Source organism: Streptomyces sp. BE20 (genome assembly GCF_036322525.1).
Classification (GTDB): Bacteria; Actinomycetota; Actinomycetes; order Streptomycetales; family Streptomycetaceae; genus Kitasatospora.
Genome location: NZ_JAQYWW010000948.1, coordinates 1 through 1,188 on the forward strand (window position 1 = coordinate 1; position 1,188 = coordinate 1,188).

Here is a 1,188-nt window from a genome sequence, read left to right on the forward strand (position 1 = left end):
CTCAGCCGAGCTGCTGTTCGATGGCGCGGAGCTTGCGTTCCAACGCGTCCAGTTTCGGCAGTGACAGGGTGTCGTCATCCGCGGTCAGGTCGACGGTGACGGACTCCTCGGGGCCGTCCTCGACGAGACCACCGCGATGGACCTCGGGCCCGGCCACCGACCGGGCCGCCGAGCGGGCCGGCCGCCGGGCGAGGTCGGCCGCGCCAGCCCGCGACAGACCACCCGGGTGATCGGGCCCGACCGCCGGGAGAGGGTCCGAACCGCCCTGCCGCCCCTCGGAGGTGACGGCAACGGCGACCCCGGCAAGGGCCCGGCTGCCACGGGCCCGCGAGAACGGTCCACCCCGGCGGGCGATGGCCTTCAGCTCCGCCCGCTCCCGCCGATCGGCGCTACGGGTCCGCAACCTGGCCTCCTGCCTGGCCTCACGCTCCTCCCGAACCTCGTCGACCGCCTCGTCCAGACTCCGAACGTTCTCCAGCAACATCAACGACCAGGCCGCGAACGTCTCACGGGGCGCCCGCAACCACCGCACGATACGGATCTGCGGCAGCGGACGCGGCACCAGACCCTGCTCACGCAGCGCCGCCCGACGAGTCTGCTTCAACGCCCGGTCGAACAGAATCGCAGCCGACACGGACATCCCCGCGAAAAACTGCGGCGCACCGTCATGCGACACACCACGCGGCGCGTGCACCCAGTTGAACCACGCCGAAGCAACCGCGAACACCCAGACCAGCAGACGCGACCCCAACGCCGCGTCACCATGACTGGCCTCACGCACCGCGAGCACCGAACAGAACATCGCCGCACCGTCCAGACCGAACGGCACCAGGTACTCCCAACCACCCGACAACCCCAGATTCTCCACACCGAAACCCACCAGACCGTGGAACGACAACGCGGCCGCCACACCCGCACAGCAGAACAACAGCGTGTAGGAGGAGATCCCGTACACCATCTCGCGGCGCCGGCGCCGCTCCTCACCGCGCTCCCAGGAATCGGCCACCTCACCGGACCGACCCGCCCGGCGACTCCGAAGACGCAGAAACATCACCAGCGTGAGCACGGACACCAGGACCGCACCCACGGCCACGGTCCAGGAAAGCTGTATCGGGGTCAGGTTCATAACGGATCGGCCTCGCTGTGGGAATTGAAGGACAGGTCTGATCATCCGAAAAGCGTGGGACC

General features: G+C 69.0%; 1 protein-coding gene. It reads right to left on the reverse strand.

Annotated elements, in window-relative coordinates; translation table 11 throughout:
- Position 1 precedes the first annotated feature (1 nt).
- A complete protein-coding gene (locus PUR61_RS23820) occupies positions 2–1,126 on the reverse strand; it encodes a DUF2637 domain-containing protein (protein ID WP_329881410.1) in 1,125 nt (374 codons plus the stop codon).
- Positions 1,127–1,188: the final 62 nt, after the last annotated feature.